The 23,700-nt window shown below is 42.8% G+C and carries 28 protein-coding genes; 25 read left to right on the forward strand and 3 right to left on the reverse strand.

Annotation, left to right across the window (positions count from 1 at the left end; all coding sequences use genetic code 11):
* Positions 1-103 precede the first annotated feature (103 nt).
* The 23 genes from I2432_RS01570 to I2432_RS01680 all read left to right on the forward strand — a co-directional run bounded on the left by I2432_RS01570 (position 104) and on the right by I2432_RS01680 (position 20,036).
* A complete protein-coding gene (locus tag I2432_RS01570; protein ID WP_000978200.1) occupies positions 104-613 on the forward strand; it encodes a hypothetical protein in 510 nt (169 codons plus the stop codon).
* A 125-nt stretch (positions 614-738) separates the two neighbouring features.
* Complete coding sequence (locus tag I2432_RS01575; RefSeq protein WP_206158951.1) at positions 739-2,829, forward strand: pLS20_p028 family conjugation system transmembrane protein; 2,091 nt, start codon at positions 739-741, stop codon at positions 2,827-2,829.
* Between the two features lie 3 nt (positions 2,830-2,832).
* Positions 2,833-3,117, forward strand: coding sequence for a BRCT domain-containing protein (locus I2432_RS01580; protein ID WP_206158952.1), 285 nt, complete (start codon positions 2,833-2,835; stop codon positions 3,115-3,117).
* 87 nt (positions 3,118-3,204) lie between these two features.
* Positions 3,205-3,516: a DUF5592 family protein gene (locus I2432_RS01585; protein ID WP_000655412.1), complete on the forward strand. Its 312-nt coding sequence runs from the start codon at positions 3,205-3,207 to the stop codon at positions 3,514-3,516.
* A complete protein-coding gene (locus I2432_RS01590) occupies positions 3,506-4,153 on the forward strand; it encodes a TraC-like domain-containing protein (RefSeq protein ID WP_001208031.1) in 648 nt (215 codons plus the stop codon). Before I2432_RS01585 ends, I2432_RS01590 begins: the two co-directional genes overlap by 11 nt.
* A 9-nt stretch (positions 4,154-4,162) precedes the next feature.
* A complete protein-coding gene (locus I2432_RS01595) occupies positions 4,163-6,115 on the forward strand; it encodes a virulence factor (protein ID WP_043036457.1) in 1,953 nt (650 codons plus the stop codon).
* An 18-nt stretch (positions 6,116-6,133) separates the two neighbouring features.
* Positions 6,134-6,382, forward strand: a complete 249-nt coding sequence (locus I2432_RS01600; RefSeq protein WP_027970824.1) for a hypothetical protein — start codon at positions 6,134-6,136, stop codon at positions 6,380-6,382.
* 9 nt (positions 6,383-6,391) lie between these two features.
* Entirely contained in the window at positions 6,392-7,702 is a 1,311-nt protein-coding gene (locus I2432_RS01605) for a CHAP domain-containing protein (RefSeq protein WP_111710244.1), read from the forward strand.
* Positions 7,703-7,717: 15 nt separating this feature from the next.
* On the forward strand, positions 7,718-8,305 hold the full coding sequence (locus I2432_RS01610; RefSeq protein ID WP_154804153.1) for a hypothetical protein: 588 nt from the start codon (positions 7,718-7,720) through the stop codon (positions 8,303-8,305).
* 154 nt (positions 8,306-8,459) lie between these two features.
* Positions 8,460-9,284, forward strand: a complete 825-nt coding sequence (locus I2432_RS01615) for a ParA family protein (protein WP_000692257.1) — start codon at positions 8,460-8,462, stop codon at positions 9,282-9,284.
* On the forward strand, positions 9,277-9,540 hold the full coding sequence (locus tag I2432_RS01620; protein ID WP_000069811.1) for a hypothetical protein: 264 nt from the start codon (positions 9,277-9,279) through the stop codon (positions 9,538-9,540). The genes I2432_RS01615 and I2432_RS01620 overlap by 8 nt, the downstream gene beginning before the upstream one ends.
* Positions 9,541-9,543: 3 nt before the next feature.
* Positions 9,544-9,858, forward strand: coding sequence for a hypothetical protein (locus I2432_RS01625; protein WP_111710245.1), 315 nt, complete (start codon positions 9,544-9,546; stop codon positions 9,856-9,858).
* 143 nt (positions 9,859-10,001) lie between these two features.
* Positions 10,002-11,315, forward strand: coding sequence for an ISLre2 family transposase (locus I2432_RS01630; protein ID WP_206158953.1), 1,314 nt, complete (start codon positions 10,002-10,004; stop codon positions 11,313-11,315).
* A 446-nt stretch (positions 11,316-11,761) separates the two neighbouring features.
* Positions 11,762-11,896 carry a 50S ribosomal protein L34 gene (rpmH, locus tag I2432_RS01635; protein WP_000831903.1) on the forward strand — a complete coding sequence of 45 codons (135 nt, stop codon included), beginning with the start codon at positions 11,762-11,764 and terminating at the stop codon, positions 11,894-11,896.
* Between the two features lie 286 nt (positions 11,897-12,182).
* Complete coding sequence (locus I2432_RS01640; RefSeq protein WP_206158954.1) at positions 12,183-12,908, forward strand: N-acetylmannosamine-6-phosphate 2-epimerase; 726 nt, start codon at positions 12,183-12,185, stop codon at positions 12,906-12,908.
* Positions 12,909-12,926: 18 nt separating this feature from the next.
* A complete protein-coding gene (locus tag I2432_RS01645; protein ID WP_037580416.1) occupies positions 12,927-14,243 on the forward strand; it encodes an ABC transporter substrate-binding protein in 1,317 nt (438 codons plus the stop codon).
* 100 nt (positions 14,244-14,343) lie between these two features.
* Entirely contained in the window at positions 14,344-15,231 is an 888-nt protein-coding gene (locus tag I2432_RS01650) for a carbohydrate ABC transporter permease (protein WP_012678569.1), read from the forward strand.
* Between the two features lie 12 nt (positions 15,232-15,243).
* Positions 15,244-16,074, forward strand: coding sequence for a carbohydrate ABC transporter permease (locus tag I2432_RS01655; RefSeq protein WP_037580414.1), 831 nt, complete (start codon positions 15,244-15,246; stop codon positions 16,072-16,074).
* A 15-nt stretch (positions 16,075-16,089) separates the two neighbouring features.
* The gene (locus I2432_RS01660) at positions 16,090-16,545 is read left to right on the forward strand and encodes a NanQ anomerase/TabA/YiaL family protein (protein WP_206158955.1); all 456 of its coding nucleotides are present in this window, start codon (positions 16,090-16,092) and stop codon (positions 16,543-16,545) included.
* A 24-nt stretch (positions 16,546-16,569) separates the two neighbouring features.
* A complete protein-coding gene (locus I2432_RS01665) occupies positions 16,570-17,220 on the forward strand; it encodes a DUF624 domain-containing protein (protein WP_115250553.1) in 651 nt (216 codons plus the stop codon).
* Positions 17,221-17,248: 28 nt separating this feature from the next.
* Positions 17,249-18,169: a dihydrodipicolinate synthase family protein gene (locus I2432_RS01670; RefSeq protein ID WP_115250554.1), complete on the forward strand. Its 921-nt coding sequence runs from the start codon at positions 17,249-17,251 to the stop codon at positions 18,167-18,169.
* Between the two features lie 14 nt (positions 18,170-18,183).
* On the forward strand, positions 18,184-19,068 hold the full coding sequence (locus I2432_RS01675) for an ROK family protein (RefSeq protein WP_206158956.1): 885 nt from the start codon (positions 18,184-18,186) through the stop codon (positions 19,066-19,068).
* Positions 19,068-20,036: an alpha/beta fold hydrolase gene (locus I2432_RS01680; RefSeq protein WP_206158957.1), complete on the forward strand. Its 969-nt coding sequence runs from the start codon at positions 19,068-19,070 to the stop codon at positions 20,034-20,036. Before I2432_RS01675 ends, I2432_RS01680 begins: the two co-directional genes overlap by 1 nt.
* 200 nt (positions 20,037-20,236) lie before the next feature.
* On the opposite strand, the gene I2432_RS01685 is transcribed toward I2432_RS01680, so the two are convergent.
* Complete coding sequence (locus I2432_RS01685) at positions 20,237-21,061, reverse strand: MurR/RpiR family transcriptional regulator (RefSeq protein WP_043038497.1); 825 nt, start codon at positions 21,059-21,061, stop codon at positions 20,237-20,239.
* 229 nt (positions 21,062-21,290) lie between these two features.
* Between I2432_RS01685 and I2432_RS01690 the strand changes: the two genes are divergently transcribed.
* Both I2432_RS01690 and rnmV read left to right on the forward strand, forming a co-directional pair.
* Positions 21,291-22,064: a TatD family hydrolase gene (locus tag I2432_RS01690; protein WP_206158958.1), complete on the forward strand. Its 774-nt coding sequence runs from the start codon at positions 21,291-21,293 to the stop codon at positions 22,062-22,064.
* Complete coding sequence (gene rnmV, locus I2432_RS01695) at positions 22,036-22,632, forward strand: ribonuclease M5 (RefSeq protein WP_037580397.1); 597 nt, start codon at positions 22,036-22,038, stop codon at positions 22,630-22,632. The genes I2432_RS01690 and rnmV overlap by 29 nt, the downstream gene beginning before the upstream one ends.
* Positions 22,633-22,702: 70 nt before the next feature.
* Here the strand turns inward: rnmV and I2432_RS01700 are convergent, their stop codons facing one another.
* Complete coding sequence (locus tag I2432_RS01700) at positions 22,703-23,125, reverse strand: thioredoxin family protein (RefSeq protein ID WP_206158959.1); 423 nt, start codon at positions 23,123-23,125, stop codon at positions 22,703-22,705.
* Complete coding sequence (locus I2432_RS01705; RefSeq protein WP_206158960.1) at positions 23,122-23,370, reverse strand: hypothetical protein; 249 nt, start codon at positions 23,368-23,370, stop codon at positions 23,122-23,124. The genes I2432_RS01700 and I2432_RS01705 overlap by 4 nt, the downstream gene beginning before the upstream one ends.
* Positions 23,371-23,700 lie beyond the last annotated feature (330 nt).

The raw sequence follows: 23,700 nt of genomic DNA on the forward strand, positions 1-23,700 counted from the left end.
ATGATGTCAAAAATGACGTAACAAGATACGTCATTAGTTGATGATGTGATACAAACGTGCTATAATGACGGTAAACATACCATTGAAAAAGAGGGATTTTGGGATGATGAAATCAAGAAAAGTAGTGGGCTTGTTTATGGTGTTACTAGCCAGTATCTTATTAGTAGCTTGTGGTCAAAAGACCAAAGACGGTGTACCAACCATTCTCCAAGACAAGTATAGTGGGTATTCGAATGTACTAGGAACAGATGGACCGTTTGCAGAAGGAGGAAGTGAACTTGCTTTTGATAAGAAAAAGAACACCATCGTTAATCTCTCAGATGAAAATGGTAAGTACATTTATTATTTTCAAGTAGTTCCTGAAGATAAACTAACTTCCAAAGAAAAAGGGATTTTAGCTAAGCATAAGTCCGAATTAGAAGGTAAAGACTATTTTCTAATGAAGGTAGACAGTGATAAGTCCTCTTTGCCAAAGATTGTTGATGAGAAAATAGGTGTTACTTATGGCGTTGTATTGAATGACGGTGGCAAGTCCATCCACATCTTCGAATTTGAATGGCAAGGGTATTCATCTGACAAGTATTATAATTTCACAGGTCAAGCCACCAAATAAGATTTTTCAAAGGGATTCAGATTTGAATCTCTTTTTTTGTCGCTAAACGAGTTGCCCATTTAAGCACATGATTTCCGATTATCCCTTAGACTAAAGTAGAATTCTAACAGAAAGAAGGCTACTTTATGACTTATGAGACCTTTTCAGACCTAGTTAGGGATCTTGAAAAGCTAGATGGAGAAATTACTGGAGAAAAGGGCCAAAAATTAGCGAGTTTTTACCAGTACTGGCATAATTATTTGGATGCGACCCCTGCTGTTTTGACCGTGATAAACAAGCTGTTGGGAGGAATAGCTAAGGCACTCTATATGATGACCCTTAGTTTAGAACACGTCTTTAATAACCTTTTTAAGCTCTTTGGCCTGTTTGGCTATCTGACTGATTCAAAGACGGTCATTGGTCAATTTTATCAATCCTTTCAGACGCTAGGTTTGGTCATTTTTGTCTTAGTCTTAATTGTAAGTGTGATGGCAGGAGTTTTTACCAAACCTGTCAAATATAAGGAAGCTGTCTTAGCCTTCCTCTTGGTTACCTTGGTGACCTCAATCTTACCCATGACCTTGACGACAGTGGCCACAACACTAGCACAAGATGCGGTTACCATTCAATCCACTAATGGGAAAGGTGAGTCCAATTATTCGTCATTAGCCATTCAACCGCTGAAAAATAATGTGGTGGACCTTAAAGTCTTGGTAGATAAGAACTTTGACACCAATCTCTTTCCCATGGATGACCATGGCTACATCATGCCTGTGGTGGATGGGGCCATTCCACTGAACAAAATAACAGATGATGTCAGTCAGAAAGACTCAACCGATTTTGTGACGCAATTGGATTTTGGGGCCAGCTATGGAGTTACTAATGCGAACTATCTAAAAGATTGGCAAAAAACTTCAGGTAAAAATGGATTAAAAGGTTTATTTCAACACCAACTCAATGCCAATCGAGATGGGGTGGTGTCTATGAATGAACGTTCCCCTCTAAAGGCTTTAGAAGCTGTCTATCCTCGATACAAGGTGAACTGGACGGCGGTTTTTGTGCAATATGGCATTTTGTTGGTGCTATTAATAAGCATGTCAATCAAGTTTGTCAAGTCGGTGGTAGACATCCTGATTCAAGGGATTATCTCACCCATCCAAGGCTATAGCTCGCTCAACCGTAAGAAATATGTGGAGCTGTTGAAAACGATCGGAGGCGCTCTCGCAGGGATCGTTTTTGAGGTCATGATTATGCGCATTACCTTAGAGATTTGTCGGGATTTTCCGGGGCTATCCCTATCGACAGTCGAACAATTTTCCGGCGCATTCACAACAGGTATGAACGGTTGGGAACAATTCCTCGCTTGCAGCATCGTCTATCTTGGTATCTTTATGGCCGCCATGCAAGGAGTCACCATGATTGAACGCTGGCTTGGTGTTTCAACGGGTCATAGTGAGACCGCCCAACAATTGATTGGGGCGATGATGGCAGGTAATGCCTTTGCGAGCGGAGTTGCTGGAGTTGGTAGCCTCGCCTTAGGGGCGGGTAAAATGGGGGTTCACGCAGTTAAGAAAACCCCAAGTGCCATTGCCGGAGGGATTGCTAAGACGGCAGGAACCTTTGGAGGCATAACCGATATTTGGAAAGACCAAGGAACGGCTGATACGGTTAAAGGTGGGATTAGTAGTGGGATTGATGCGGCGACAGCTATGGCTAATCAAGCTTTAGGTCATCCTACTCAAAAAGCCAAACAATCCCACGATAAAGCTTACGAGGCTCTGAAACACCAAAAGGGTACTAAAGATGCCAACAAGCAAGGGCAACAAAATGAACCACCACTTGGTACACCCCAACAAAACCAACCCCATCAAGAAGGCGAAGGCGGTATTACTGATCCAACGCTACCAACGGCTATCATACAGGAACAAGGATCTGCCAGCCAGTCTGATCAAGACCTTTCTTCTCCCTTATTTCAATCGACAGAAGGCGGTGTTACCGATCCAACGTTGCCACAAGACCTGACACAAACTCAAGAAAATCCTAGTCCGTTTAACCAATCGCCTGCCTCAGCCTTATCTCAGTCGAAAGAAGCGGTTATCTCTGACCCCTTGTCAAAACCAAAAGTGTCGTCAGGCTTAGGTCACTTGGCTAAGTCTAAACAGGGCCTGACACAGGCCAATCAATACCTTAACCAACAAAGCCATATCAAAGGGGCTGAGAGTGATGAGGAGGAATAGCCAATGGAGCTAAAGGACAAGCACGTCGTCATTACAGGAAGTCTCAGACCCCTGAAACGAGTTGAAGCAATGACCTATTTAGAAGATGCGGGCGCTATTGTCCAAGGCTTTGTGTCTAGGAAAACGGATATTCTCATTGTGGGACACAAACAATTGTCGCTCTTTGAGCCGGAGAAACAGTCTCGAAAGCTCCTTGCGGCGGAAGCTTTAAAAACTCAAGGGTACGCCATTAGGCTTGTTACAGAAAGTCAATTTTTTGAGTGGCTCAGAGCATCTCACCGTTGGTGAGGTGTTTTTTTAGTCAGTTGCCCATTTAAGCACATGATTGTCGATTATCCCTTAAGATGGTTTTATTAGGAATCGAGGAGGTATTTTATGAAAGATAGTTATGGTGTGCCACGTGATATTTATGCCAAAGTTAAAATTCTAGGTGTCTTTCTGATGGACATTGTCTTTGTCAGTTTAACGGGTATCTTAGCTTTTACCTTTGGAATGAAAGTCTTTCCCCCACAAGAGTGGCCAGTCTTTTTAGTCTTTTGGCTCTTAAGTGTTACTTTGGTCGTGTATTTATTATTACCGGTCAAGGGTGGCAAGAAAAACTGGCAAAGCATCCTCTTATTTTTCAGCCGAAGATGTAAACGCTACATCAGTATCAATCACAGGCAAGGAGGCAAACATGGCGCTTAGAAAACAAGCAACAATAACTGACAACTCAATGAAACGACTAGGCAAGAAAGAAGACCGATCTCAGCGAAAACGCTTTGGCTTAACCAAATCAACACTTGAGCTACTAGCAGTCAAGAGGATTCTCTCTCAGCCTCCTCACTATATTCAGCTGAAAGATGATACTTACCTTGAGCTGATGGAAATCTCAGGCAAGGACCTAGATTATCTCAGTGAGAGTGAGATCAGACGTACCTTGATGAATTTTGAAACGTGGCTTACTAATGTACACGCGGATATTCAGGTAGAAACCACACGTCTTCCCACCAATACCGATCCACAAATTGCTCATCTCAGACATCATTTAGAGGCCGTCAAAATGGAGTTGGGCCGCCCCTCTCTTTCTGATAGGCGACAAAAACAATTAGGAGATCGTAAAGCGCTGTTGGAAACGAAGATTCGGATTGAAGAACAAATTAAGCAAGAAATTTATAATGCGGAGTTTATACTTTGGCTTTTTGCACCAACCATCACAGATATGGATACCATAGTGCGTAAAGTTCAAACCAGTGGCAATCAAGATTTTGTGCCTGAACCGATTCGGTTGGAAAAGAAAAAGCAATTGTTGACCCAGTTTTATAACATGTTAGATAGTCTCTAGGAGGAAACCATGCCATTATTATCGAAAAGACATGAACGACAACTGATGAAGGACGGCTATGATTTAGCCCTGTTGAGTACCATTCAGCCGCAAGGAAATCTCACCTTTCGAAAGTCTGATCGCTATTTTGAAGCTGGCGATGGGTTACACACGACCTTGCATTATTATGGCTACCCTGCTTCTGATCTGCCTCGCTTTTGGTTGACAGACCTTTTGCAACTGCCTGATACGATTGCTTTTTTAAGTCTCTATCGTCAAGACAATCAAGAAATCAAAACGGTCTTGGAGGATTCCATCGAAGAAAAAGCGACACGTCTGTCAGACAATGCCAAGGTTGTTGCTAATCAGACCGAACTATCACAAATTCGTGAATTGACGCAACTTCACCAAGAGATTGAACGGACCAATTTAGCGACTTTTGGTATGTACACACGGGTTTATGTGTCTGATCAGACCAGAGAAAGTTTGTTTGAACAAGTGACTGACCTCAAGAATAAGACCTCTAAATATAAGGCAACGATTTTGTTGGGGGAACAAGACTTAGAATACCAAGCGCCTTTTGTGCCAGCTTCGCTCCAACAAGATTTGCCCAATCATCGCAAAGGTACCTTCATTCGAGTGGATGACCTTGCAGGAGGCTACCCTTTTAATCATACCAAGCTAGAAGATGAAAGGGGATCCTATTTTGGGTGGACACCAACCAAAGGGGCTGTAAACTTTAATTTTCTGCACCGTGATGATCGCAGGACACGATCTTTTATGATTGTGTCAGGTAATCCTAAAATGGGGCAACGCTCTTTTCTCTTGAAACAAACCGATGACCTCTATGCCAAGGGGCACTTCATCCGAAACCTTGACGCCAGTGGGATGTTTACAGATCAAACTAAACAACAAGCAGGTTTAGTGCTTGACTTATCGGGTGAAGCTAATCGGATTAACCCTTTTCAAATTTTTCCAACAGTAACCAAAGACAATGGGATTGAAGTAGATGAGGAAAAATCTTACCAACAACACCTCCAAAAGCTAAAGAACCTTTTTCAGCTGCTTAATAGTGAGGTAACAGGCGATGACCTTGCGACCTTTGGGAAATTGGTCAACGATTTCTATATTGATGAGGTAAGGATTTGGTTTCGCAATCCTGCTCTCCATGAAGGAGAGCTGCGTGCTACGCAATTGGTGGCAGAAGAATATCCGATTTTGTCCGATTTCATCCTCTTTTTAGAAGATAAAAAACGGCAAAGTCAAGCTCGCAAACACCCTGATAAATTGGAGTTAAAAACCATTAATCGAGCGCTCAATACCTTTGAGGAACTCTTAAGTTCCCATGCGGCCATTTTTGAAGGGACAACAGCTTTTCGAGATATTTCAACAGAACAAGTCGTGACCTTTGACTTATCAGGTTTAGTGGATAGCCCTCATCTCCTTAATGCACAAGTCTTTTCCTTGTTATCGTTGATGTCGGCCGATATTGTCAATAACGGTAAACAATGTCGTCAGCGCTTAAAAACGCATCCGCACTTGACCGAGATGGATATGCCCCACTACATTGTCACCATTAGTGATGCTCAGACATTGATGACTCCTCAGTATGAACAAAGTGTCTCGCTTCTAGCAAGCGTCATTGATCGGATGGGCTACAATTTTGCGGGGGTCATCTTGTCTGTGCACTCACTTGAAGGGATTTTACTAGAGACCAACCAAACCTCTGCCAAAGATCCATATGTTTTAGCTGTGAGACGAATATTTGGCTTAATGCAGTACCGGGTCTTTGCCCAAACGGATGAAACCAGTATTGGTCTCTTATCCAATGCCTTACACGGGGCAATGAATGCTTCAGAGCTTGAGACCTTGCCACGATTGGCTAAGGGACAGCTCTTGATGAACATTGCAGGGGTTAAAAATATCGTCTTTAATCAACAATTTTTAGCGCAAGAATTAGAGCGTTACGGTAGTATTCAATAAAAGAAAGGGTGTTGACTAATGAAATCTAAACAAGGCTTTTTCAGCCGACAAAAGCTAGCCCTGGAGGCTTATGTGGCGCTTCGTAAAGAGCGGATGCGACAAGAACGGGAATACTTCGCTTCTAGCGGACCATCTGATCCAGAGCGATTGCAGGCACAAGCCGAGCGGAATCGTCAATTTCTCAAAGACTTGAAAAAAGTTGGCATTGTGGTATTTACTTTCCTACTTGTTTATGCCATCATGCGCACGATTCTTGGGTTATGGTAGGAGACTCAAATGAAAAAAACAGTAATGACAGTTGGTAGTTTGTTCTTACTGGGTTACATGGTGATTGTTGCTTTTGCCAGCCTGTTGATTGGTGCGGTAGGAGATGGAGCGTCACCTTGTGATGTTAGTCCTCAGACAGCTTCAGTACCTACGGATGCTAGCAACGCTTCGATTGATGTCTTTGTCAAGCAATATGAGGAGGCTTACCTTTTGTCGTGGAAAGCGGGAGGTTTTCTGCCCTCTGCATCCATCACCCAGACCATGATTGAAAATGGCTTCAATTTCAGTAATCCCAATGGAACTTCCCTCTGGCAAGCTCATAATATGGGCGGTGTGAAAACCTCTAGCCTATCTAACTTTCCAGTGACCCTAGCAACTTATGGTCAAGATAGTGTTGACCTTTCAGGAACGAAACCAGGATCTCGTGTTGGTGATGGTACAGGTGGGGCATACACGTGGTTTTCTAGTTATGATGCAGGAATTGTTGGCAAGGCTGAATTTATGGCCCACCAAACCTTGTATCAAAAAGCGATTAATAATACCGATGGAGTCGCAACGCTTTCAGCCATTGCAGATGGCGGTTGGGCGACCGATGGATCGTATAAAACAAAGTTAATCGCCATGTATCAAACCTTAGGCAAAAAGTATCAATGGTTAGACCAAAAAGCGATAGAGCAATACGGGGAAAAGCCCTATCAAACCTCCCAATCCTCTTTCTCAGTTGACACTAAGCGAGACACTAGTAGTGATGAAGGCGCAGTTGAGGAATCTAGTGATTGTAGCGATGGGGCTTCAGGTGATTCGGTAGACGGGACAGGGTCTGTTCCAGTCGATGCGACGGCTTGGGGCTATAAACCAGATAATCTTCCTCAAAGTCTAAAACCATACATCATTGACCCTAGTCAAAATGGCTTGGTCTATGGTGGAAGCGGCTGGGTCGAAAACTCAGGTCAGTGTGTTGACTTAGCGGTTAGTTTAGGCAATCGTTTGTGGGGGCGTTCAGGAACGGTTGTTGGTAACGGAAAAGACCAAGCAAGAGCTTGGGCAGCTATCTTTGGCAACTCGGTTAAAACAACTCCTAAAAAAGGAGCAATCTTTTCGACTCAAAATGGAGGTGGTGGATATGGACATACCGGTATTGTCTGTCATGTCTTTGAAGATGGTTCTATTTTGATTGTGGAACAAAATACTCCTTTATCGGGCCACGATTACTTCCATCAAAACAACACATGGAACTACCGCATTTGGACACCTGCCCAACAAAAAGCAGAAATCACCACCTTTGCCTATCCAGACGGTAAAGAAGCGAATATCAAGTAGAGAGAAGGAAAAGAGATGATTAAATACGTTAAAGAGTATTGGATGTTTGTAGGGATTGTGTTGTTGGTTGTTCTTTTTGTTGGAATGTCATTCTTACATCCTCATAAAAAGTCTTCCCAAACAACCACCGCACCAACGGAGAAGGTGATGAAAGATAAGGGGTCATCATCCGAAGAGCTGCCAACTGAAACTGAAAACGAAAAAAACTATCGACAGGCTTTTCTTGCTTTAGAGAGACCCTACGGAAGTGTTCATTCATCTGAGAAGGAAAAGCTCTCAGCTAGTCTTTTCCAAGGACTTCAAACGCTAACAGCTGCCCAAACCGTCTCAGATGTCACAGGGACGGTTGAGAATCACTTGAGTATGACGAGTCAAGCTATGCTTGAGACGGTGGGGATTGCTTTTCTGGTCAATCACTATCAAGTGGATCAGGAGAGTCTCTTAGTAACCCCCTCTAAAGCAGAGGATGTCCTTCAGTTTTTAGTCGTTTTGAAAAAGGAGAATAGCCCCAATGCTTACCTGATTGGGAATTGGAATAAGACGGTTGACCAGCTTCAAATCGTTCAGATTATCGGAGGAGATATTGGAGCAACTTACGGATAAACTTACTTCATAAGTGACGTAACTTTATTCATAAGAAAGAGGGTAAATTCTTGAAAAATCACATGAATAGTGGTATAGTGTGGTTAAATAATAAGTTATGTAATAAGTTGCGTAAAAAACAGCGTTGTTATTTGGAAGTAGTAAGGAGAGCAGTATGAAAATCATCACGATTCATTTGAACAAGGGTGGTGGTGGAAAGTCCACAACGGCTTATAATTTAGCCGATTATTTTGTGACAGAAAAAGGGCAACGTGTCTTACTCATTGATGGTGATCATTCTTGTAACCTAAGTCACTCCTTTGAAGTGAGTAGCTCCCATACACTCTACGATGTGATGACAACAGGAGAGGCTGATATCGTTTCTGTTACAGAGCAATTGAGTCTAATTTGTGGCGATGCTCGCTTGACAGATGCTCGGTTAGACTTGATGAACCGAAACAATCAGTATCTCCAACTCTTCATGTGGTTCAGTAAGTACTATGAGGCTTTGGATAGCCAGTTTGATGTGGTCATCATTGATACCCATAATGATGAGAGTTTGCTTACGGCTAATTTGATTGCGGTGTCTGATATGGTAGTTGGAGTGACCGACCCCTCAACCAATGGGTATCGAGCTTGGCTAGGTTTAAAAACCTTCATAGAGAAGATTCAAAGTGAAGCTATTGAGGTTGTGAGTCGACAGAGTTACGTCAAGACCAAGCCCTATCTGTTGGCCAATAAAATTGACATCGTTGGCCAAAGATTGACAGAAACTTCTGCTCAATTTCTAGATGTTGTTCGTCAAGAAAATACTTTTGTTGGAGGGGTGAGGAAGAAAGAATTGTTGGCTAGAAGCTTGGTTTATAACCAACCTATCTTTTCTCTTTGGAAGTCTATGACTCCTAAAGAAAAAGAAAAGCAGGCTTCGTTTTATCAAGATATCAGAGCGACTTATCAAACGATCTACACTGAATTAATGAAGGAGGCTATCCATGAGTAATAACCGTTTTGCGCAAATCAAAGATCAATTTCAATCACAACCGGCCAAACTCGTTTCCTCCTCGTATCAACGAGGAACGGCTTCCCCTAAGGAGTACGAAAAAAAGAAACGCTATACCTTGGCATTTTATCCCTCTACTCGAGAGGAGAAGTTGGAACATTTAGTTCGCTATCACGGAGCGAAATCGGCTTCAGAATATTTAGAGCAGTTGATTGAACGTGAGTGGCAAAACATCAAAGACATTTGGAGGAGCTAGTCTATGTATATCATAAATTTTCGCTTTGTAAGTACCTGTATCACCTTGTTCCTTGTGGCTGGTATTTGTGCGGCGTTATTCGGAAAATTTGGCTTTCAAGTCTTCTTTCTCTTGTGTTTGTATGGGTTATTTCGAAAGTTCTTATCGGACGGGGGAACCATTATTGCGATTCTCATTCTTCTAGTCTTATGCGGTGGTGGACCGCTCCTCTTATCAGCGGCAGTTAGCTTGTTTTTCATTGCGCTATTAGGTGTAGTAGGCATTATTGCTTTGATGTGGCTGTGGGTAGCCTTGACGAAAAAGCATCGCAAGTTATAGTTGGTATTAGGGATAGTCAATAAACCTCTTGGATAAGTCATCCAAGAGGTTTTTGGCTGCGAAAAAAAAAAGAAACTTGAAGCCTTTTAGGAGAATCAGTAGACTAATAAGTTAGGAATAATTTTCGGAGGGCTTTACTTAAAATGATTGATGAGCGAGACCTAAAAGTGCAGTGTCAAGAAGTAGCGATGCAACATTTCCATCGGTTGGTAGAAAAACATGATCAAGAGATGATTCCCATTATGAAACAAAAAGGCTACACTTATGTGCATTCGACGGAGCGAACGGTTACCTTCACCTTTGGGGAAGTCCGTTTTAGGCGGAGACGTTGGCAGAAGGGCAATCATTGGGTGGTTCCTGTAGACGAGCATCTTGGTTTAGAGCCTTATACAAGGTATTCTAAGGAATTTTTGTATCAAGTGGCAGAACTATCTACTATGATGCCTTACGCCAAAGTAGTCCACACGGTTAAGATGACTTATAATATTCATATTACGACCTCTACAGTTGTCAAAGCCGTTAAACTCGCTCATCGGTTACTCGAAGAAAGGGAAGATTATCGCTTTTTTGAAGAAAGAAAAGCCCCTCAAAAGCAACAGGTTGATATGATTTATATCGAAGGTGACGGGGTTATGGTTAGGGTTAGGGATGAAGCCAGCGATCATAAACATTTCGATTTGTCTCATTTTATGGTTCATACGGGAAGTCAACATGTCGGAGGAAAACGATTTGAGCTTCAGAAGAAAAAAGAATTTGTCTCTCTAGATAATCGCCTGACTCGAGAGCAGGTGCTTGATTATCTCTATAATCACTTTGAGATAGATCATCATACGCTGCTCGTTACGAATTCAGATGGTGGTCATGGCTATACCCCCTACATCTTTAAAGAAATTGCCAAAGCATTGGGGATTAAGCATCATGAACATTTTTGGGATGAGCATCATTATAAAAAAGAACTCACTAATTTCTTTAAGCTCTACTCCACAGAGTTGTTAGAACAAGCCCTTCAAGCTATCCAACAGCACGATAAAGGACAGTTACGACTGGTTTTTGATAATACAGCATCTCTTCTTGTCACAGATGAGGAGCAAGAGGCTTTTGAGAAGCTCAAGCGAAAATTTATGAACAATTTTCAGTACACTAAACCAGCAGAACTTAGAGGATTTACGCATGCCGGTATCGGTGTGATGGAATCGCAACATCGGAAAATCACATATCGCATGAAAAAACGGGGAATGTACTGGACATTTTGGGGAGTTGAGACGATGGCTCAATTAATTATCAGATTGTATGAGGGTGATTTGAGGGAACTCTTTTTTGGGAATTGGCGAGAGCAGTATCAAGCGATTTGTCAGATGTCTGAAAAGATGATTAGGGTTGACAACAGCTCAAAGCCAGACTATTTTCCAGAACATCGCAGACCAGGGACAAGGGATTATCAGCGTGGTTCACGTTAATAGCACTACTGTATGAAACATAAAAAAACTTTCGTCAGAAGGTCTTTTTGTCGTGCTTTTTTCTGATATTAGGCTTGTCAAGTGTGCCTTGGTGTGCTATAATGAAGACAAATTTACGAATAAAAAAAGTCGTAAGAACGGACATTCTTACGACACCGAGTAAGGAAGTAGCAGTTTCTTACTCAGTCACTTACCTACTATAAGGGATAACAGATAAACTGTCAAGGGGCTGAGCAAGAAAAAAGTGCTTGCCCTTTCTTACTGACCTTATTTTTTGTTCTCCCTTTTATCAGCTATCCGTTACCTAAAAAATTTGAACACATACCAAAGGAAAATAGAGCTTGACAGGGTAGTCTGATTATTATAGAATAGTAGGGTATGTTTAGTAACTGATATCACAAATAGCCGGCTAAACGAATACGAAAATCTATGAGGAGGTATTCACTGTGAAACGTACTTATCAACCAAGTAAGATCCGTCGTCAGCGCAAGCATGGCTTCCGTCACCGCATGTCAACAAAAAATGGTCGTCGTGTGCTTGCTAGCCGTCGTCGCAAAGGACGCAAAGTATTATCAGCATAATTGCAGAATACATCAATTAAACAAATCAAGAGTGCTCGAGGCTCTTGGTTTTTTTATTGTTCAAGAGTGCTAAGAGCAGCTTGATATGGGCTTATAAGGCAGGAGATAGGAGCTAAAAAGGGGCTGCTTTTTTAATGGCTTTATCTGAATACGTTTTCAAAAATAGCGGAAATAGGTCTAAAAATGAAAGTAGTTTCTAAAACCAGAGGAGGTATTGAAAACGCTTTAATATCTGCTACAATAAAGATGTGAACGTTCTCTAAAATTAATAAAAGGAGTAGAAACTATGCCTGAAAAACCAAGCAAGGCAGAGCTGCTGTCAGTTCTGAAGGACGGGCTGATTGTTTCCTGTCAAGCTCTACCAGGTGAGCCTCTCTATTCAGAGGCAGGAGGCATCATGCCTCTGATGGCAAAGGCAGCAGAGGAAGCAGGAGCAGTAGGCATAAGAGCTAATGGGGTTCGAGATATTAAGGAAATTCAAGCGGTGACAGCTCTGCCGATCATAGGGATCATCAAAAAGGACTATCCCCCTCAATCTCCCTTTATCACGCCAACTATGGCAGAGGTAGATGCCTTAGCGGCCTTAGATGTAGCAGTGATAGCCTTGGATTGTACGCAGAGGGAGCGCCATGATGGCTTAGCGATAGCGGACTTTATTCGAGCGATAAAGGAGAAGTACCCAGATCAATTGTTTATGGCAGACATCAGCACGCTTGAAGAGGGGCTAGCTGCCTATGAGGCTGGTATAGATTTTGTAGGGACGACCTTATCAGGGTATACGCCCTATAGTCGTCAGGGGACAGGTCCGGATATGGAGCTGATAGGTGCCTTGTGTGAAGCAGGGGTATCAGTGATAGCTGAGGGCAAGATTCATAGTCCAGAGGAGGCTAGGGCTGTTCAGGATTTGGGAGTAGCTGGTATTGTGGTTGGTGGTGCTATTACCAGACCAAAGGAAATTGCAGAGCGCTTTGTGGCGGCTTTGACATCGTCATTGTCTATAAAAAATAATTAATATAAAGGAGAATTTACAATGAAAATGAAGAAATTAGCTTCATTTGTGATGCTTGGAGCATCTGTTTTAGGATTAGCAGCCTGTGGCAGTAGCAGTGGCAAGGAGGCTGACAAATCGGATTCAACTGCTAAGACAGAGATCACCTGGTGGGCCTTTCCAACCTTCACTCAAGAAAAGGCTGATGATAGTGTAGGAACTTACGAAAAGAAAATCATTGCAGCCTTTGAAAAGGCCAATCCAGACATCAAGGTTAAGCTAGAAACCATTGACTTTACCTCTGGTCCAGAAAAAATCACAACTGCGATTGAGGCAGGTACAGCACCAGATGTGCTTTTTGACGCTCCGGGTCGTATCATTGAATATGGTAAAAATGGTAAATTAGCCGACTTAAATGACCTATTTACCGATGAGTTTATCAAGGACGTCAACAACGATAACATTATCCAAGCTTCTAAAGCAGGGGACACAGCTTATATGTATCCTATTAGCTCAGCGCCGTTTTATATGGCCTTAAACAAAAAGATGCTCAAGGACGCTGGTGTTCTTGATCTTGTCAAAGAGGGCTGGACGACTGATGATTTTGAAAAGGTCTTAAAAGCTTTGAAGGATAAGGGATACAATCCTGGTTCATTCTTTGCCAATGGTCAGGGTGGTGACCAAGGTCCTCGTGCCTTCTTTGCCAACCTCTATAGCAGCCGCATCACAAATGACGATGTGACTAAGTACACTACTGACGATGCTAATTCTGTCAAGAGCATGGAAAAAATCGCAGGCTGGATTAAGGATGGCCTTCTAATGAATGGCTCTCAATATGATGGCTCAGCTGATATTCAAAACTTTGCTAACGGTCAAACCTCATTTACAATCCTATGGTCACCAGCGCAAGCAGGAACCCAGGCTAAGCTGTTAGAAGCAAGTAAGGTTGATTATGTTGAGGTTCCATTCCCATCAGAGGACGGCAAGCCTGAATTAGAATACCTAGTGAATGGCTTTGCGGTGTTTAATAACAAGGACGACAAAAAGATTGAGGCTTCTAAGAAATTTATCCAGTTTATCGCAGATGATAAAGAATGGGGACCAAAAAATGTTGTTCGTACAGGCGCTTTCCCTGTAAGAAGCTCTTATGGCAGCCTTTATGATGATGAACGTATGGCAATGGTTTCTAAGTGGACACAATACTATTCACCATACTACAACACTATTGATGGCTTTGCTGAGATGAGAACACTATGGTTCCCAATGGTTCAGGCGGTATCAAATGGAGATGAAAAGCCTGCAGCAGCCCTAAAAGCATTCACTGAAAAAGCAAACAAAACCATCGAAAAAGCACAATAGTGTGAGATAAAAGTGGCTCCTTTTCAATGCACGTGTCCAATGGTCACTGGTAAGGAGCCTTTCCTTTTAGGAAAATTAATAGAAAAAGAGGTATCTTTTAGTGAACGTCAATAAGTTAAAAATGAGAGAGACACTCGTTTCATATGCTTTTTTGGCCCCAGTCTTGGTTTTCTTTGTGGTATTTGTTTTGGTACCAATGATTATGGGCTTTGTGACTAGCTTTTTTAATTATACAATGACAGACTTTACCTTTGTCGGTCTTGATAACTATGTGAGAATGTTTCAGGATCCTGTGTTTATAAAGTCTTTGATTAACACCCTTATTATTGTAGTTGGTTCAGTACCGATTGTCGTTTTCTTTTCCTTATTTGTAGCGACAAAAACCTATAATAAGCATGTGATTTCGCGTTCTTTTTATCGGGCGGTTTTCTTCCTACCTGTTGTAACAGGTAGTGTTGCGGTTACTGTTGTTTGGAAATGGATCTATGATCCTATGTCAGGTATTTTGAACTATGTGCTAAAGTATGGGCATGTCATTGAGCAAAATATTAGCTGGCTTGGAGACAAGCATTGGGCTTTGCTGGCTATTATTGTGATTTTATTAACAACCTCTGTTGGGCAGCCGATTATCCTATACATTGCTGCAATGGGAAATATTGACAATTCCTTGGTAGAGGCGGCTCGTGTTGACGGTGCGACTGAGTTGCAGGTCTTTTGGAAGATTAAGTGGCCGAGTTTATTGCCAACCACTCTCTATATCACTGTCATCACAACGATCAATTCTTTCCAATGCTTTGCCTTGATTCAGCTGTTGACCTCTGGTGGTCCAAACTATTCAACCAGCACCCTGATGTACTATCTTTACGAAAAAGCCTTCAAATTATCAGAATACGGTTATGCTAACACGATGGGGGTTTTCTTGGCTATCTTGATTGCACTGATCAGCTTTGCCCAATTCAAATTCTTGGGTAATGATGTGGAATATTAAAAGGAGCTTGACATGAAGAAAAAGAAATTAACAGCATCAGATATCCTAACAACAGCCATTCTATGTTTATTAACAATATTATTTATTTTCCCCTTTTATTGGATCATGACGGGAGCCTTTAAATCCCAGCCGGATACTATTGTTGTCCCACCACAATGGTGGCCAAAGGCACCTACTGTTGAAAATTTTAAGGCCTTGATTATCCAAAATCCAGCCCTTAAATGGCTATGGAATAGTATTTACATTTCTGTAGTGACAATGCTTTTGGTCTGTGGCACGTCCTCTCTGGCCGGCTATGCTCTAGCTAAGAAACGGTTTTATGGGCAGCGTTTATTGTTTTCAGTATTTATTGCTGCTATGGCCTTACCTAAGCAGGTTGTCCTAGTGCCATTGGTTCGTATTGTTAATTTTATGGGCATTCATGACACCCTAGCAGCGGTTATTTTGCCATTGGTGGGCTGGCCTTTTGGGGTATTCCTGATGAAACAATTTTCAGAAAACATACCAACAGAGCTGCTGGAATCTGCCAAAATTGATGGCTGTGGTGAGATTAGAACCTTCTTTAATGTTGCCTTTCCTATTATTAAGCCAGGCTTTGCTGCCTTAGCGATCTTTACCTTTATTAATACTTGGAATGACTACTTTATGCAGCTCGTGATGCTCACATCACGCGATAACCTGACCATCTCTCTAGGGGTTGCCACCATGCAGGCTGAGATGGCAACAAACTATGGTTTGATCATGGCTGGTGCAGCTCTTGCGGCAGTTCCAATTGTTACAGTCTTTCTTGTGTTCCAAAAATCCTTTACCCAAGGTATCACCATGGGAGCTGTCAAAGGTTAGAAAGGTCAGAAGATTATGCTTTATGATGTCTTAGAACATATTGAGCGCTACAAGGGGATCCATCATCATTTGGATTTAGCCATTGACTTTTTGATGATGACAGATTTAACATCATTAACAGACGGTAAGCATACCATTTTAGACGATAGGGTTATCCTTTTTATTCAGCATAATTGTCTCAATAAAGAGGATAATGCCTTGCTTGAATACCATAAGCGCTATGCCGATTTGCATCTACTAGTCGAGGGGAATGAGCGAGTACGCTATGGCTTGGGCCAGAGGCAGGAGGCTGTTAGCTTTGATGAGGCATCAGACATCGGCTTTGTGACCTGCGAGAGGACTTATGACTTGGACTTGGGAAATGATTGTTTTTGCTATTTCTTTCCCAATGAAGCTCATCAGCCTAATGGCTTTAACGACGATGGTGATGCGGTCACAAAATGCTTGATTAAGGTGTTGATGGAAGATTAACTAGAGAGGATAGGGAGTAATGATATGAGCAGCAAAAAAAGAAAGCTAATGCAGTCCGTTTTTAGCTTGGATAGCAAATGGCTGAGGGCTAGTGCTACTATCTTTGACCTTATCATACTCAATTTACTTTTTGTGCTGTCTTGCTTGCCTGTGGTAACGATTGGCATTGCCAAAATGGCCTTATATGCTAGTCTGCGAGATTACCGTCAAGGAGAGGTAGGCTCTGTTGTAGGGGTCTACGGCTCTTATCTACGACGGTTTGCCAAGAAAGGCCTTCAATTGGGAATCCTAGAAGTGCTCTTGACGAGCTTTATCTTGGTTGACCTTTATCTCGTTCAAGCTCAGGAGTCATTTTTCTTTCAGCTGTTTAAGATTAGCTGTATTGCTATATTATTTGTAGCTATTATGGTCTTTTTGTATGCTTATCCTTTAGCTATGCTGGGTGATTTGCCTCTTATGTCATTATTTCAGCGAAGCTTTATCTTGCTTAGTCTTTTCTTCCCCTTTAGCTTTGCGTTTTTAGCTGTTATGCTACTAGTGGTCTTTTTGCTGCAGCTATCTTCGCTAAGTCTATTAGGAGGGCTGTCGCTTTTAGCCATTATTGGCATTAGCAGCCTAACCTATCCTTATGTCGTCATTATGGAAAACCTCCTTCAAAAGGTACAACTTCATTAAAAATAAGATTTAGAAAAAGAGTGTCATTATGAAAACTTTAACCAAATATCAAGGGATTATCCCTGCATTTTATGCCTGCTACGACGCTGAGGGCAATATCAGTCCAGAGCGTGTTCGTGCCTTGACACAATATTATCTTGATAAGGGTGTGCAAGGGCTTTATGTGAATGGCTCATCTGGCGAGTGCATCTACCAAAGTGTGGCTGATCGTAAGCTTGTTTTGGAGCATGTGATGGCAGTAGCCAAGGGTAAGCTAACAATCATCAATCATGTTGCCTGCAACAATACCAAAGACAGCATTGAGCTGGCAAAGCATGCTGAGGCCTTAGGTGTTGATGCTATTGCAGCCATTCCGCCGATTTATTTCCGTTTGCCAGAGCATGCGGTAGCTGCTTACTGGAATGCGATTTCAGCTGCTGCTCCTAATACCGATTTTGTGATTTACAATATTCCGCAATTGGCTGGTGTTGCCTTGACTCCAAGCCTCTATCAGGAAATGCTAAAAAACGAGCGGGTCATAGGAGTCAAAAATTCCTCCATGCCTGTTCAGGATATTCAAACATTTTGTGCTATCGGAGGTGATGATCACCTTGTCTTTAATGGACCTGACGAGCAATTCTTAGGGGGACGACTCATGGGAGCCTCTGCTGGTATTGGTGGTACCTATGGGGCGATGCCAGAGCTCTTCTTGCGCTTAAATCAATTGATCAAGGACAAGGACCTAGAGACTGCCAAGGCCTTGCAGTACGCTATCAATGATATTATTGGACTGTTGGTATCAGCTCATGGCAATATGTATGGTGTTATCAAGGAAGTGCTGCGCCTTAATGAAGGGCTTGATATTGGCTCTGTTCGGTCACCCTTACCAGAGCTAACAGAGACTGATTTGGTGATCTGTCAGCAGGCTGCAGCCTTGATTCAGCAGACCAAGGAACAATTTTGCTCTTAAAATGAGGTGATCAAATGAAGCGTTATCTTTCCATTGACATTGGCGGTACAGCCATCAAATATGGTCTTATGACAGAGACAGCAGACATACTTGAAAAGCACGAAATGGCCACTGAGGCTCATAAGGGCGGTCCTGCTATTTTAGACAAGGTCAAGGACCTGGTTGCAGCCTATCAGGAGGCTGGACTAGCTGGTGTTGCGATTTCTTCAGCTGGCATGGTGGATCCTGATAAGGGTAACATTTTTTATGCGGGACCACAGATTCCTAATTATGCTGGCACGCAGTTTAAAAAGGTCATTGAAGAGACCTTTGGCATTCCCTGCGAGGTTGAAAATGATGTTAATTGTGCTGGTCTAGCTGAGGCTATTTCTGGCAGTGCCAAGGACTGCCCTATAGCCCTTTGTTTGACAATTGGTACAGGGATTGGTGGCTGCTTGCTAATTGATTCGCAGGTTTTTCATGGCAGCAGCTATTCTGCCTGTGAGGTAGGCTATATGCAGCTGTCAGATGGTGAGTTTCAGGACTTGGCCTCAACAACAGCCCTTGTCAGAGATGTTGCTAGGCGTCATGGTGACCCAGTCAGTGCTTGGAATGGCCGCCGTATTTTTGAGGAGGCTAAGGCAGACAATAGCAGCTGTATCAAAGCCATTGATCGATTGGTTGACTATCTAGGTCAAGGGATTGCTAATATCTGCTATGTCGCTAATCCAGATGTCGTTGTCCTAGGTGGTGGTATCATGGCTCAAAAGGACTATTTGCAGGATAAAATCCTAGCCGCGCTCAATAAATACCTGGTATCCAGCATCGCAGAGAAAACCCAGATTCGGTTTGCCAGCCATGAAAACAATGCTGGTATGATTGGTGCTTACTACCATTTCAAGCATAAGGAGCAAATCTAATGATAGAAACCATGTCACTTGAAGAGATGATGTCCTACAGGGGGCGTCACGAGGTGCCCAAGGATTTTGATCATTTTTGGGAGACCTGTATCAAGGAAAATCAAGCTGCCTCTTATCAGCTTGATCAAAAGGATTTTGGCCTTGATTTTGCTGATTGCTATGAGTTGCGTTTTAAAGGGAGCAATGGCTCAACCATCTATGCTAAATGTGTCTTTCCAAAGGCCAAGCAGCCAGTCCCAGTTGTCTTTTATTTTCATGGCTACCAGGGTCAGAGCCCAGACTGGAGTGATCAGTTTAATTACCTAGCGGCTGGCTATGCTGTGGTCTCAATGGACGTTCGCGGACAGGCAGGCTATTCTCAGGATTTAGGTCAGTTTGATGGCATTACCGTCAAGGGACAGGTCATTCGCGGCATGACCTCAGGGCCTGAGCAGCTCTTTTATAAGGACGTTTATTTAGATGTTTACCAGTTGATCGATATAGTGTCTGCTTTTGCTCGTGTTGACGATAGTCGCTTGTATAGCTATGGCTGGTCACAAGGAGGTGCGCTATCACTCATTGCAGCAGCTCTGCACCCCAAGATTGCTAAGACAGTTGCTGTTTATCCTTTCTTGTCGGATTTTAAGCGTGTCTTAGAGCTAGGCAATCATAGCGAGCCTTATGATGAGCTGTTTCGCTATTTCAAGTACCATGATCCTTTTCATGATACTGAGGCTGAAATATTGGGAAACCTTGCTTACATTGATGTGAAGAATTTTGCTCACTTGATTACCTGTCCTATTGTCATGCTGACCTGTATGGAGGACATTATTTGCCCACCGTCTACACAATTTGCCATCTTTAATCGATTGGCAACAGCTGACAAATGTCATAAATTAATTCCTGATTACGGTCATGACCCAATGGGCGTTAAGGTTAAGGACTTTATTTTTGATCAGCTGACAGGCAGTCACTTTACCAAAGTCTAGCTCCTGTTCTGGCTGATTTACTTTTTTGTTAACCATGAGGCTTTTGAAAAAGCTTACCCATTCGCTTTTATCACTCCTTGCCTCTAATATAAAAGCCCCTCAAAGGCTCTAGCTAGTCCTTGAGGGGCTTTTTGGGTTTGAATGAATTCATCAGCTTGTGACACAAGGCCTTTGTTCAGCAGCTGCGGACCTTTGCTGTATCATTTGTCTGAGTGATTGATGATTGTATCTTGGAAAATTTTTGTCTTTCCTTCCTTATTGATCTCTAAAAAGTAAGCGTAAATGATGTCAGTGACAAAGAGCATTGGAAATTGTGGTGAGATACGATTGCCATAGTTAAGGTGACGAGCTGTAGCGATATGCACAATTTCGTCAAGCTGGTAAGGGATCTCATCGGTCTGGGTTGTGAGCAGCACTGTCTTGGCACCACGTGTCCCAGCAGTTTGCAGAGCTTCTAAGACGGACGCTGTTTGAGCAGAGAGTGAAAAACCAATAACCAAGCATTTATCTGTAATGCTGCTGTTAACCCAGGTGAAGCTATCAGTGTCATCTAAGGCCTCGCAAATAACACCAAGTCGCATCAGACGGAGCTTGAATTCTTTGGCGGCAAGAGCTGAGCTGCCCTTACCGTAAAAATAAATCCGCTCGGCATTTTCAATCCATTGTGCAATGTCCTGTAGCTGCTTTTCGTTGATCAGCTCGGTAGCCTTTTCGATCAATTCGCGGTAGTTCATAAGGACCTTTTTGGTGTTGGAATTTTGCAGGTTGGGTGCCTTTTGATCCATTGCCTCACGACTTTTTTGACATTCAAAAACAAATTCGCGATAACCGGTAAAGCCACATTTTTTGGCAAAGCGTGTTAAGGCTGCCTGCGAGACGTGAAGCCTTTTAATCATGTCTGAAGCTGTTAACTCTTCGACCTTTAGGTCTGTTTCCATAAAAAATTGAGCGATGCTTTTTTCTAAGCTAGTCATGCTGTCTAGTGCAGCTTCCATTTTGCTGATTAAACGGTGATTGTGTATCATATGAACTCCCTGATGTAAGGCTGTCTATTATAATAGTATATCATAAAAAGGAAAAAGATAAAGAATACAGATAATATAATAATATGAAACTGACATGGCTTTCATTGCCAAGGCTGACTATTTAAGTAAAGCAAAAGCTATGATAAGACTGAAGTAGCTGGTAAGATATGGTATAATAATCAAGCAGATATCCCCTTTAGGGCAATACAAGAAAGAGGAATGACTAAGAATGATAGAGATTTTTGATACCCACACACATTTGAATGTGGATCATTTTAATGGCAAAGAGGACGAGGAATTAGCCCTTGCCAAGGAGCTGGGCGTTAGCTACCATAATGTCGTTGGCTTTGATCAGGAGACTATTGACCAAGCCCTTTCCTTAGCTGATGCTTATAGAGAGGTTTATGCAACGATTGGTTGGCACCCGACTGAGGCAGGCTCTTACACACAGGCTGTTGAAGACAAGCTGATAGCTCACCTGAAGCACTCAAAGGTTGTTGCCTTAGGAGAGATTGGCTTGGATTATTATTGGATGGAGGACCCCAAGGAGGTACAGATAGAGGTTTTTAAGCGTCAGCTGCAGCTTGCTAAGGACCATGACCTTCCTTTTGTGGTGCACACGCGTGATGCCCTTGAGGATACCTATCAGGTTTTAAAGGAGGCTGGAGTAGGGCCTAGGGGTGGTATCATGCATTCCTACTCAGGCTCGCTTGAGATGGCTCAACGGTTTGTAGATCTGGGTATGCTGATCTCCTTTTCAGGGGTTGTCACCTTTAAAAAGGCGGTTGATGTGCAGGAAGCAGCAAGACAGCTGCCGCTGGATAAGCTCTTGGTGGAAACAGATGCTCCCTATCTCGCTCCAGTACCAAAGCGGGGACGTGAAAACCATACCGCTTATACGCGCTATGTTGTTGAGAAAATTGCGGAGCTACGCGGTTTATCAGTAGAAGAGATAGCTGCAGCAACGACTGCCAATGCAAAGAGGGTGTTTAGGATTGACTGAGAAGCTAAAAATTCACGAGGTTATTGTGGTAGAGGGTAAGGACGACACCGCTAATTTACAGCGCTTCTATGATGTCGATACCTATGAAACAAAGGGTTCTGCCATCACTGATGAGGACCTAGAGCGCATTGATCGGCTTAACAAGCTGCGTGGCGTGATTGTCTTTACGGATCCAGATTATAATGGCGAGAGGATTCGTAAGCTGATTATGGGAGCTGTCCCAACAGCTCGTCATGCCTTTTTACATCGACATGAGGCTAGGCCAAGGTCCAAAAGCAAGGGGCGTTCTTTGGGTGTGGAGCACGCTAGCTTTGAGGACCTGCAAAAGGCCCTGTCTCAGGTTACTCAGTCCTTTGATGACGAGAGTTATTTTGACATTAGTCAGACAGACTTGATTCGTCTAGGGCTTTTATTGGCAGCTGATAGCCGCAAGCGCAGAGAGTATCTAGGAGAAGGCCTTCGTATCGGCTATTCCAACGGGAAGCAGCTCCTAAAGCGCCTAAAGCTATTTGGCATTACCCTATCAGAGGTTGAGGACGTGATGAGCTCCTATCAGGCTGAGCAATAGCTTGGTCTTGAAGAGCCAGCCCGATAGGATCAAAAGAGCCTGAAGACTTGTGTCTCAGGCTCTTAATTGCTCAGCTAGTAGCTGATGTGCTGTCGTTCTGATAGGCTTCTAAAAAGCTGATCAGGGCTTTGTCGTCCGTATTGGTATTGTCAAATGCTTTGATAAGTCTTCCTTGTCTGAGCACGAGTAATTTAGGAATGCTATGAATGTGAAAACGATCAGCAAACTCATGAAGTGCTTTGCTTTTATGTTCAGTATCTAAATAATAGACCTTAGCTTTAGTGACTTGGATAGCGTCAGCCAGCCTAGGACAAAAATCTCGGCAAAAAGGACAAGATTCCCTCCCGACATAAAGAAGGTAAAACCTATCCTCTGATGATTGAGAGTTGATCTCCTCTAGAGAGGCCTTGGTCAGTGATTGCACACATGTCCTGTAGCTATGATCTCTTGATGTGACGGACCTAGTGCTGGTAGTGGCTTGCTTAGCGGTCATGCTTGCTGGTTAAGCATGAGCTGGCTTACCCCAAAGCAAATGGGGAGAAAAGAAATGATGATATAGAAGCCTTTTTTGTCGCTAAGGACATTGGGATAACGATGCTTGAAAGCCAGCAGAATACCATATATGATTGCTGTTCCAATGATTGGCAACCAAAACCGCAGCGAGTTATCCCAAAAGATGAGGTACTGTATGCCGATAGGAGCAAGGGGAAAGACATAAGCTAAGTTTGGTTTTTTCATCACAGTCTCCTAACTAGTGAGAGAACTAATCTATATATGATTACAAGCAGACATGGTTTTCCACGTGTTTATTAGTATGATAGCTCCCCCACCCACAGATACAGGTATGGCAGCAGCGGTAAATGGTAAGGAATAAGCCGATAACACGCATTGCCACTGATCTTTGTTGAGCTAGATTTTTCCTCCTACAGGTCTGCCAGCAATATAGCTGCAACTTCTTGGGGATAGCTTTCCGTATCGAACGAGCTCTTCACAGGTTCCTCGACGTCTGAAAGCTTTGCTCGGTGTACCTAAAGGGTCACTCACTGTTGAAGTGCTTGCATGCTCTTG

The organism is Streptococcus equi subsp. zooepidemicus (assembly GCF_015689395.1).
In the GTDB taxonomy this organism is placed as follows: Bacteria; Bacillota; Bacilli; order Lactobacillales; family Streptococcaceae; genus Streptococcus; species Streptococcus equi.

Excerpts from the sequence above, each read along its gene's own strand:
- rnmV (WP_037580397.1), top strand. The coding sequence starts at position 22,036 with ATGCAAAGAGGGTGTTTAGGATTGACTGAGAAGCTAAAAATTCACGAG.
- I2432_RS01705 (WP_206158960.1), bottom strand. The coding sequence starts at position 23,370 with ATGAAAAAACCAAACTTAGCTTATGTCTTTCCCCTTGCTCCTATCGGC.
- I2432_RS01575 (WP_206158951.1), top strand. The coding sequence starts at position 739 with ATGACTTATGAGACCTTTTCAGACCTAGTTAGGGATCTTGAAAAGCTA.
- I2432_RS01580 (WP_206158952.1), top strand. The coding sequence starts at position 2,833 with ATGGAGCTAAAGGACAAGCACGTCGTCATTACAGGAAGTCTCAGACCC.
- I2432_RS01670 (WP_115250554.1), top strand. The coding sequence starts at position 17,249 with ATGAAAACTTTAACCAAATATCAAGGGATTATCCCTGCATTTTATGCC.
- I2432_RS01690 (WP_206158958.1), top strand. The coding sequence starts at position 21,291 with ATGATAGAGATTTTTGATACCCACACACATTTGAATGTGGATCATTTT.
- I2432_RS01610 (WP_154804153.1), top strand. The coding sequence starts at position 7,718 with ATGATTAAATACGTTAAAGAGTATTGGATGTTTGTAGGGATTGTGTTG.
- I2432_RS01660 (WP_206158955.1), top strand. The coding sequence starts at position 16,090 with ATGCTTTATGATGTCTTAGAACATATTGAGCGCTACAAGGGGATCCAT.
- I2432_RS01615 (WP_000692257.1), top strand. The coding sequence starts at position 8,460 with ATGAAAATCATCACGATTCATTTGAACAAGGGTGGTGGTGGAAAGTCC.
- I2432_RS01680 (WP_206158957.1), top strand. The coding sequence starts at position 19,068 with ATGATAGAAACCATGTCACTTGAAGAGATGATGTCCTACAGGGGGCGT.
- I2432_RS01675 (WP_206158956.1), top strand. The coding sequence starts at position 18,184 with ATGAAGCGTTATCTTTCCATTGACATTGGCGGTACAGCCATCAAATAT.
- I2432_RS01640 (WP_206158954.1), top strand. The coding sequence starts at position 12,183 with ATGCCTGAAAAACCAAGCAAGGCAGAGCTGCTGTCAGTTCTGAAGGAC.
- I2432_RS01600 (WP_027970824.1), top strand. The coding sequence starts at position 6,134 with ATGAAATCTAAACAAGGCTTTTTCAGCCGACAAAAGCTAGCCCTGGAG.
- I2432_RS01590 (WP_001208031.1), top strand. The coding sequence starts at position 3,506 with ATGGCGCTTAGAAAACAAGCAACAATAACTGACAACTCAATGAAACGA.
- I2432_RS01665 (WP_115250553.1), top strand. The coding sequence starts at position 16,570 with ATGAGCAGCAAAAAAAGAAAGCTAATGCAGTCCGTTTTTAGCTTGGAT.
- I2432_RS01645 (WP_037580416.1), top strand. The coding sequence starts at position 12,927 with ATGAAAATGAAGAAATTAGCTTCATTTGTGATGCTTGGAGCATCTGTT.
- I2432_RS01595 (WP_043036457.1), top strand. The coding sequence starts at position 4,163 with ATGCCATTATTATCGAAAAGACATGAACGACAACTGATGAAGGACGGC.
- I2432_RS01630 (WP_206158953.1), top strand. The coding sequence starts at position 10,002 with ATGATTGATGAGCGAGACCTAAAAGTGCAGTGTCAAGAAGTAGCGATG.
- I2432_RS01605 (WP_111710244.1), top strand. The coding sequence starts at position 6,392 with ATGAAAAAAACAGTAATGACAGTTGGTAGTTTGTTCTTACTGGGTTAC.
- I2432_RS01700 (WP_206158959.1), bottom strand. The coding sequence starts at position 23,125 with ATGACCGCTAAGCAAGCCACTACCAGCACTAGGTCCGTCACATCAAGA.
- I2432_RS01620 (WP_000069811.1), top strand. The coding sequence starts at position 9,277 with ATGAGTAATAACCGTTTTGCGCAAATCAAAGATCAATTTCAATCACAA.
- I2432_RS01570 (WP_000978200.1), top strand. The coding sequence starts at position 104 with ATGATGAAATCAAGAAAAGTAGTGGGCTTGTTTATGGTGTTACTAGCC.
- I2432_RS01625 (WP_111710245.1), top strand. The coding sequence starts at position 9,544 with ATGTATATCATAAATTTTCGCTTTGTAAGTACCTGTATCACCTTGTTC.
- I2432_RS01655 (WP_037580414.1), top strand. The coding sequence starts at position 15,244 with ATGAAGAAAAAGAAATTAACAGCATCAGATATCCTAACAACAGCCATT.
- I2432_RS01585 (WP_000655412.1), top strand. The coding sequence starts at position 3,205 with ATGAAAGATAGTTATGGTGTGCCACGTGATATTTATGCCAAAGTTAAA.
- I2432_RS01685 (WP_043038497.1), bottom strand. The coding sequence starts at position 21,061 with ATGATACACAATCACCGTTTAATCAGCAAAATGGAAGCTGCACTAGAC.